Raw genomic sequence first — 8787 nt, forward strand, 5'->3', positions numbered from 1 at the left:
GGCGGGGGTCTTCTCGTGTGCAGAGTGTGGGATCAGAGTGGAATGTTCTTGTGGGAGCCGCGGGATGCCGGAGCGGCGGCGAGGGCAGCCGTGACGACACTGCGTGTCTTGGCAGGATCGATCTCCTCGTCGACCACGCCGATCGCGACCGCCCGGTCGACACCCCCGGTAATGCTCTCGTGCTCGGCCGCCAGACGTTCGTGCAGAGCTTCGCGCTCCGCTTCCGGGGCGGCGGCGAGGGCACGCTTGTGCAGAATCCCGACAGCGGCCTTGGCGCCCATGACCGCAACCTCGGAGTCGGGCCACGCGAAGACGGCGGTGGCACCGAGGGCGCGGGAGTTCATCGCGATGTACGCGCCGCCGTAGATCTTGCGGGTTACCACGGTGACGCGGGGGACGGTGGCCTCGGCGAAAGCGTGAAGCAGCTTGGCTCCGCGGCGAACCACACCCTCCCACTCCATGCTGACGCCGGGCAGGTAACCCGGGACGTCGACGATCACGACGAGTGGTATGCCGAACGCGTTGCACAGGCGGACGAAGCGAGCGGCCTTCTCCGCGCTCTCCGAGTTGAGGCAGCCGCCGAGGCGCAACGGATTGTTGGCGATCACACCGACGGTTCGGCCGGCGAGACGCCCGAGACCGGTGACGATACTGCGTGCGTAGTTGCCCTGCAGCTCTTCGAAACTCGACTCTCCCTCGACGTTGTCGAGCAGTTCGTGGACGATCGGTCGCACGTCGTAGGCGCGCTTGGCCGATTCCGGCATGAGTGCCCGAAGATCGGTGTCACCATGTGCGGCCGCGGTCTGATCGAATTCGCCCTGCTCACAGAACATCGACACCAGACGGCGTGCGCGATGCAGGGCGTCGGCCTCGTCGTGGGCGGCGATGTGCGCGACACCGGACTTCTTGGTGTGCACGTCCGGCCCGCCCAGGGAGACCATGTCGACCTGCTCGCCGGTGACACTGCGCACGACGTCGGGTCCGGTGACGAACACGCGCGCCTCCGGCGCCATGATGACGATGTCGGTGAGTGCCGGACCGTACGCGGCGCCGCCGGCCGCGAAGCCGAGGACGACGGAAATCTGGGGAACACGACCCGAAGCGCGGACCATGGCTTCGAAGACGAGCCCGACGGCATGGAGGGCTTCCACACCCTCGGCGAGGCGAGCGCCGCCCGAGTGCCAGAGCGCCACGATCGGCGCGTCTTCCTCGAGGGCGGTGTCGATGGCGTTGACGATGTGTTTGCAGCCCTCGACGCCCATGGCGCCACCCATGACGGTGGCGTCGGAGCAGTAGGCGATGGTGCGGACGCCGTCGATGTTGCCGGCCGCAGCCAGCACACCGGACTTGTCTCGCGAATGGAGCGGGACGACCGTCCCGGGATCGAACAGCTTCTCGAGGCGCGCAAGTGGGTCGCGCGGGTCGGTGGACGGTTCGGACTTCGTCGCGGGTGCCAAGATTGTCATCGCGTGCTCCTTGAGTGGCCCTCGAGGGCTGTCGATGGGTGGAGACCCCGACGGGGTCTCCACCCGCGAACTAGCTGGACAGGCTCGGATCAGGCCCGGCCGAAGGCGAGCGCGACATTGTGCCCACCGAAACCAAACGAGTTGTTCAGTGCGAAATCGATTTGGCCGTAACGGGGCTCGCCCGCGACGACGTCCAGGTCGATCTCTGGATCCTGATTCTCGAGATTGAGCGTGGGAGGAATGACCCCGTCACGCACACTCAGGACCGTGAGCACCGATTCGAGCGCACCGACGGCGCCGATCGAGTGCCCCAACGCGGACTTCGGTGCATACACCGCGGCATGATTGCCGACAGCGGCATTGATGGCATTCGCCTCTGCCGTGTCGCCGATCGGGGTTGCCGTGGCGTGCGCGTTGATGTGCTGAATATCGTTCTTCGTCAATCCAGCCGACTGAATCGCCCTCGTCATGGCTCGTGCAGCGCCGGATCCCGACGGATCGGGAGCGACGATGTGGTAGCCGTCGGAGGTGATGCCCGCGCCCAGCAACCGGGCGTGGATCGTCGCGCCGCGGGCCTTGGCGTGCTCCTCGGTTTCGAGGACCAGAAGCGCCCCGGCCTCACCGAAGACGAATCCGTCGCGATCCTTGTCGAACGGACGCGAGGCTGCCTTCGGGTTCTCGTTGTTGGTGCTGAGAGCGCGCATCATGGCGAAGCTCGCGATCGTCACCGCATCGAGGAAGCCCTCGACACCTCCTGCAACGATGATGTCGGCATCGCCCAGTGCGAGCATGCGATAGGCATGTGCAAGGGCTTCGGACCCTGACGAGCATGCCGACACAGGAGTGATGACCCCGGCGCGGGCGCCGAGGTCGAGACCCACCGTGGCCGACGGACCGTTCGGCATCACCATCTGCACGGAGAACGGGGACACCTTGCGGTATCCGCCGGCCTTCATCTTGTCGACTGCGTCGACCAGGGCCTCGCCACCGCCCAGACCGGTGCCGATGACGACACCGAGCCGATCCCGATCGACCTCGGGGCTGCCGGCGTTCTCCCAGACCTGACGGCTGAGGACGAGGGCCAGTCGCTCGACGAAGCTCATCCGTCGAAGCTCGACGCGGGAGAGAGACTCGTCGGGGGACACCTTCAGGTGGCCACCGATCCGAACCGGAAGATCGTACTCCTCGATGAACGGATCGTGCAGAACATCGATGCCGCTCTCGCCGGCCAGCAGGCCTTTCCACGTGGCATCCACGTCACCAGCGATCGACGTCGAAGCCGCGAGGCTCGTGACGACGACGTTGGGGAATTTCCTGTCGGCTCCGGCGGAATTCACGGCTGAACTCACTCCTCGTCGTTCTTGGCGGCCTCGAGCTTGGCCTTCACGGCCTCCGCCTCGGCGCCACCCTGTGCTTCGAGCTTCTGGATGTAGTTGACGGCGTCGCCGACGGTGCGCAGGCTCGCAAGATCCTCGTCGGGGATCTTGACGCCGTACTTGTCTTCGGTCTGAACGGCGATCTCGACCATGGAGAGGGAGTCGATGTCGAGGTCGTCGACGAAGGACTTTTCGATGGTCACCTCGGAGGGTTCAATGCCGGTGACCTCCTCGATGATCTCCGCGAGTCCGGCGATGATGTCTTCCTGGGTGGCGGCCACTGAGTGGCTCCCTTCTGAATAGGTGTAGCTGTTTCTGGAGTTGTGCAGGTGCGTCCCCATCGGCCGCACCTGCGGGCCCTGCGCGCAACTGAGCGCGCGCAGCAAACTAGCCGACTTCGGTGAACTCGGCTAGAGCGGAGATATCCCCCGGTGTCTTGAGGGCCAGGGTCGGCGTGCCGCGCATTTCACGCTTGGCGATGCCGACCAGGGTTCCGGCCGGTGGAAGTTCCGCGATCGCGGAGACCTGAGCGCTCCGCAGGCTTGCGGTACACAGGTCCCAACGCACAGGTCGGGTTACCTGCGCCGCCAGCTTAGTCAGTGCGTCGGCTCCGGACGCGACCGGTGCGCCGTCCGCGTTGGACAGCAAGGTCCGGGTGGGTTCACCGGGTGTGATCCTCGCCGCAGCCGCGGTGACCGCTTCCTGGGCGGGTGCCATGAAGCGGGTGTGGAACGCCCCGGCGACGGGCAGGGCACGCACCCGTGCCTTCGCCGGCGGGGCGGCCGCCAGTTCCTCGAGGGCGGACAGCAGACCGGCGGCCACGATCTGGCCGGCGGCGTTACGGTTCGCGGGTTCCAGGCCGAGTTCGTCGAGACGGGCGAGTACTTCGGACTCGTCGCCTCCGAGCACCGCGGACATGCCGGTCGGTTCGAGTGCACACGCCTTGGCCATCTCCGCACCGCGAATCGCGGCGAGGGCAACGGCGTCGTCGGCGGAGATGACGCCGGCGACGGCGGCCGCGGTGAGTTCACCGACGGAATGTCCGGCCACGATCGTGTCCGCACAGACCAGGCCACGAGCGTCGAGTTCCTCATAGGCGAGGAGAGCGGCGGCGACGACCAGCGGCTGGGTCACCGATGTGTCGGTGATCTCCTCCGCAGTCGCGGTGGTGCCGAGTCGGACGAGGTCGAGGCCGGCGGCCTTCGACCACAGTGCGACACGGTCATGAGTACCCGGCAGCTCCAACCACGAAATGAGCATGCCGGGTGTCTGAGAGCCCTGACCCGGGGCGAGCAACGAAATCACTCTTCAAGAGAACACCCCGGAACGCGTACCGCGAGATGTCGTGCCGGATGAACCTTCCGAGGTGGATTTGTGGGGTTTCTACAAATCCGCACGTGGGGCGCTGCCATCGAAACTAGACGCTTCACCGTTACAGGCCTGCTTCACCGAACGAGAAGGGTGTGACTGGTGTTAATCGTGTGATTGGTTCGTTATGAGAATGTGTCAATCGACCCACGGTCGCGGCGATTCGAAGCACGTACGCGTCCCTCGGATTCGTCGGGTCCCGACCCGTCACTTCGGCGATTCGCTTGAGCCGATATCGCACCGTATTTGGATGAACAAACAGCTGCCGTGCACAAGTCTCAACCGCACCTCCACAGTCGAGATACGCGTCCAGGGTGTCGGTGAGAACCCCGCCGGCAGCCGCCAGCGGGGCGACGAGATGCTCGTTGAGTGCGATGACGGCCGCATGATCACCGAGCAGTGCACGCTCGGGCAGCAGCTCGGCGGCGTGCACCGGCCGCGGCGCACCGCGCCACCCCGCGACCGCCTGCATCGCGGCCAACGCCTCGATCGCGCTGAAGTGGGCCGCGCCGAGTGTCGGTGTGGTGGGCCCGATGACCACCGGCTCGTCCGAGAACTTGGCGAGTAGGTCGGTCATGAATCTCGAATGACCCGAACCCTCCTGCAGTTCGCCACTCACCACCATCACCAGCCGGGATCCCTGGACCACAGCCAGCGCCGCCCGGCCGTGCTTCTGCGCGATCGTGTGCACCGTGCCCACTACCGACACACGCTCGTCCTCCGGAGGCGTGCCGACGATCACGGTGGCCGGGGCCGTGGCGTCCCAGTTGAGGGTGGCCGCCCGCGACAGCATGTCCGAACCCGTATCGCCGCGGACGACGGCGTCGACGACCAGGGCCTCGAGCCGGGTGTCCCAGGCGCCCCGGGACTCCGCGGCGCTCGCGTACACCGAGGCGGCGGCGAACCCGAGCTCACGCCCGTAGCGCAGCACGGCCTCGGTGAGTGCGATCAGTTGCTGGTCGTTGCGGGCGAGGGCGGGCAGCCACTGCTCGAAGAACTCCATGGCCACCCGGACCATGTCGACGGTCTGGCGGAGCGTGAGCCGGCGCGCCAGGTCCTGGGGAATCACCTGGAACGCGTCGAGGCTGAACCGGATGTCGCTGTCGGGATCCTTGAGCCATTCGAGGAAGTTCACGACGGCCGTCTGCACCAGCAGTTGCACATTGGAACGCTGAGCTGCGTCGAGGTCGTCGAAGAACGGCAGTTGTTCCTGCATCGTGGTGACGGCTTCGGTCGATAATCGCCCGGAGAACTGCTTGACTCGGCGCAACAGGGCGTCGGGCAGCGGATCCCTCGGCTGCCTCCTCCGCGAGGCCATCGGACTCTGCTCGACCATGTGACGAACCTACGCCCACCGCAACCCGAGATGTCCGACGGACACTCGGGCTGCGATGGTCAGGCGGCTGACAGCTATGCGCTGCCGGTGTCGGTGAACGACACTCCCGCGGCCTGCACGTCGTCGATCCGGTACTTCGCTGCCGCCTCGACAGCCTTGGACCGGTCGATTGATCCTTCATTGGCGAGAGCGATGAGAACGGCCACCGCGATCGACTCGGCATCGACGTTGAAGAAGCGGCGAGCCGCCGGGCGGGTATCGGAGAATCCGAACCCGTCGGTGCCGAGCGTGGTGTACGAACCCGGTACCCACTGACGGATCTGGTCCGGGACGGAGCGCATCCAGTCCGACGCCGCCACGAACGGCCCCGCCGCATCCGACAGTGCCTGGGTGACGTAGGGGAGCGGTGCGTCGTTGCCGGGGTCGCGCAGTGCCTGCTTCTCGCACTCCACGCCGTCGCGGCGCAGTTCTCCCCACGATGTCGCGGACCACACGTCGGCCTGCACACCCCACTCCTCGGCGAGTAGTCCCTGGGCGCGCAGACCCTCCGGCATCGTGACACCGGAGACCAGGATCTGTGCCTTGGGGCCCGATCCCTCCGCCTTCTTGTAGAGGTAGAGACCCCTCAGCAGACCTTCGACGTCCAGGTTCTCCGGCTCGGCCGGCTGGGCGTACGGCTCGTTGTAGAGGGTGATGTAGTAGAAGATGTTCTCGCCGCCGAAGCCGTCGACTCCCTCGGTGCCGCCGTACATCCGACGCAGACCGTCCTTGATGATGTGGGCGATCTCGTAGGAGAACGACGGATCGTAGGTGACCGCAGCCGGATTGGTCGACGCGAGCAACAGCGAATGCCCGTCCGCATGCTGCAGGCCCTCACCGGTGAGGGTGGTGCGGCCGGCGGTCGCACCGAGCACGAAGCCGCGGGCCATCTGGTCGGCCGCGGCCCACAGTCCGTCGCCGGTCCGCTGGAATCCGAACATCGAATAGAAGATGTACAGCGGAATCATCGGCTCGCCGTGGGTGGCATACGAGGTGCCCACCGCGGTGAACGACGCCGTGGAGCCGGCCTCGTTGATGCCCTCGTGCAGGATCTGGCCGGTCTCACTCTCCTTGTACGCAAGCATCAGCTCGGCGTCCACGGCCGTGTACAGCTGGCCGTTGCGGTTGTAGATCTTGAGCGACGGGAACCACGAGTCCATGCCGAAGGTGCGGGCCTCGTCGGGGATGATCGGCACGATGCGCTTGCCGATCTCCTTGTCGCGCAGCAGTTCCTTCATGATCCGCACCAGTGCCATCGTGGTGGCCACCTGCTGCTTGCCCGACCCCTTGCGGACGACGTCGTACGTCTTGTCGTCCGGCAACTGCAGCGGTGTGGCCGTGTCCCGCCGCTCGGGCAGGAATCCGCCGAGGGCGCGGCGCCGCTCGAGCATGTACTGGATCTCGGGGGCGTCCTTGCCCGGGTGGTAGTACGGCGGCATCTTCGGATTCGCTTCGAGCTCTTCGTCCGAGATCGGGATGCGCTGGAGGTCGCGGAAGTACTTGAGATCCTCGAGCGTCAGCTTCTTCATCTGGTGGGTCGCGTTGCGGCCCTCGAAGTGCTTGCCCAGCGTGTAGCCCTTGATGGTGTGCGCGAGGATGACCGTCGGCTGCCCCTTGTGCGCCAGTGCGGCAGCGTAGGCGGCGTAGATCTTGCGGTAGTCGTGACCACCGCGCTTGAGGTTCCAGATGTCCTGGTCGCTCAGATTCCTGACGAGCTCCTTGGTCCGGGGGTCGCGGCCGAAGAAGTGCTCGCGGACGAAGGCGCCGTCGTTCGCCTTGTACGTCTGGTAGTCCCCGTCCGGGGTGACGTTCATCAGGTTGACCAGGGCGCCGTCGCGGTCTGCCTGCAGCAGTGCATCCCACTCGCGGCCCCACACAACCTTGATGACGTTCCAGCCGGCCCCGCGGAAGAACGATTCCAGCTCCTGGATGATCTTGCCGTTACCCCGCACCGGCCCGTCGAGTCGCTGCAGGTTGCAGTTGACGACGAACGTGAGGTTGTCGAGACCCTCGGTGGCCGCGACGTGCGCCAATCCGCGCGACTCCGGCTCGTCCATCTCGCCGTCGCCGAGGAAGGCCCACACGTGCTGGTCGGAGGTGTCCTTGAGGCCGCGATCGTGCAGGTAGTGGTTGAACCTGGCCTGGTAGATCGCGTTCATCGGGCCCAGGCCCATGGACACGGTCGGGAATTCCCAGAAGTCGGGGAGCAGACGCGGGTGCGGATACGAGGGCAGGCCGCCGCCCTGGTCGGCGTGGCTGTGCTCCTGGCGGAAGCCGTCCATCTGCTCGGCCGGGATCCGGCCCTCCAGGAAGGCTCGCGCGTAGATACCGGGGGAAGCGTGACCCTGGATGAAGATCTGATCCCCGCCGCCGGGATGGTCCTTGCCGCGGAAGAAGTGGTTGAACCCGACCTCGTACAGCGCTGCGGACGACGCGTAGGTGGAGATGTGGCCGCCGACGCCGACACCGGGACGCTGGGCGCGAGTCACCATGATCGCGGCGTTCCAGCGGATGAAGGCGCGGTAGCGGCGCTCCACCTCCTCGTCGCCGGGGAACCACGGCTCGTTCTCGGTGGGAATGGTGTTCACGTAGTCGGTGGAGGTGAGCGCCGGGATGGAGACGTGCTTCTCACCGGCGCGTTCGAGCAGGCGCAACATCAGATAGCGGGCGCGGGCCGGTCCGGTCCTCTCGACCAGACCATCGAAGGACTCCAGCCACTCCGTGGTTTCGTCGGGATCGATGTCCGGCAGGTAGGACGCGACACCCTCCCGGATGACGCGAACGCGGCCGTCGGATCCCGTCGGCGTCGCGCTGGGCTTGGAGGGCTGGACCGCTCCGGCGCCGGGTGTGGCGGCAGCCGGTTGAGACGCGGGTTCCTGGATCAGGTCTGACAATGTTGCTCCTCATTGTGGTGGGACGCGCGGTGTGGCGTCCTCTCCATGCGACCGGCACCTTGTTAGGGCCGACCCATCTCCTTATGAATATGGCGCACCATTCATCTTCCCCCATCGAAGCTTCGGTAGCACAACGTGCTCGGGTTACTCTCCGGTAGCGTTTGCGCTGAGTACGCGGCCGAACGGGTGTCTGTACCGATGAGGCCGGAAAGTGCGAAGACGCGAGCGCAGCGGCCCAGGGGAGTGGGGCTCCTGCGGGCAGCGACGGCAGTCACGGTCGGCGCGACCGTCAGTGCCAGGTGCGATCG

General features: G+C 66.3%; 6 protein-coding genes. All 6 read right to left on the reverse strand.

What is annotated here, in order from left to right; translation table 11 throughout:
• Positions 1–32: 32 nt before the first annotated feature.
• A complete protein-coding gene (locus WAW17_RS02305) occupies positions 33–1466 on the reverse strand; it encodes an acyl-CoA carboxylase subunit beta (protein ID WP_422331406.1) in 1434 nt (477 codons plus the stop codon).
• Between the two features lie 89 nt (positions 1467–1555).
• On the reverse strand, positions 1556–2803 hold the full coding sequence (locus tag WAW17_RS02310) for a KasA/KasB family beta-ketoacyl-ACP synthase (RefSeq protein ID WP_422331407.1): 1248 nt from the start codon (positions 2801–2803) through the stop codon (positions 1556–1558).
• 8 nt (positions 2804–2811) lie between these two features.
• Positions 2812–3123: a meromycolate extension acyl carrier protein AcpM gene (acpM, locus tag WAW17_RS02315; RefSeq protein WP_422331408.1), complete on the reverse strand. Its 312-nt coding sequence runs from the start codon at positions 3121–3123 to the stop codon at positions 2812–2814.
• Between the two features lie 106 nt (positions 3124–3229).
• Complete coding sequence (locus tag WAW17_RS02320) at positions 3230–4147, reverse strand: ACP S-malonyltransferase (RefSeq protein WP_422331409.1); 918 nt, start codon at positions 4145–4147, stop codon at positions 3230–3232.
• 127 nt (positions 4148–4274) lie between these two features.
• A complete protein-coding gene (locus tag WAW17_RS02325; RefSeq protein WP_422331410.1) occupies positions 4275–5546 on the reverse strand; it encodes a PucR family transcriptional regulator in 1272 nt (423 codons plus the stop codon).
• 74 nt (positions 5547–5620) lie between these two features.
• Positions 5621–8479: a pyruvate dehydrogenase (acetyl-transferring), homodimeric type gene (gene aceE / locus WAW17_RS02330; protein WP_422331411.1), complete on the reverse strand. Its 2859-nt coding sequence runs from the start codon at positions 8477–8479 to the stop codon at positions 5621–5623.
• Positions 8480–8787: the final 308 nt, after the last annotated feature.

This window comes from Rhodococcus sp. (in: high G+C Gram-positive bacteria), assembly GCF_049286785.1.
GTDB lineage: Bacteria > Actinomycetota > Actinomycetes > Mycobacteriales > Mycobacteriaceae > Rhodococcus_F.

Coding starts and splice junctions, on each gene's coding strand:
- WAW17_RS02325 (WP_422331410.1), bottom strand. CDS start 5,546: ATGGTCGAGCAGAGTCCGATGGCCTCGCGGAGGAGGCAGCCGAGGGAT.
- WAW17_RS02305 (WP_422331406.1), bottom strand. CDS start 1,466: ATGACAATCTTGGCACCCGCGACGAAGTCCGAACCGTCCACCGACCCG.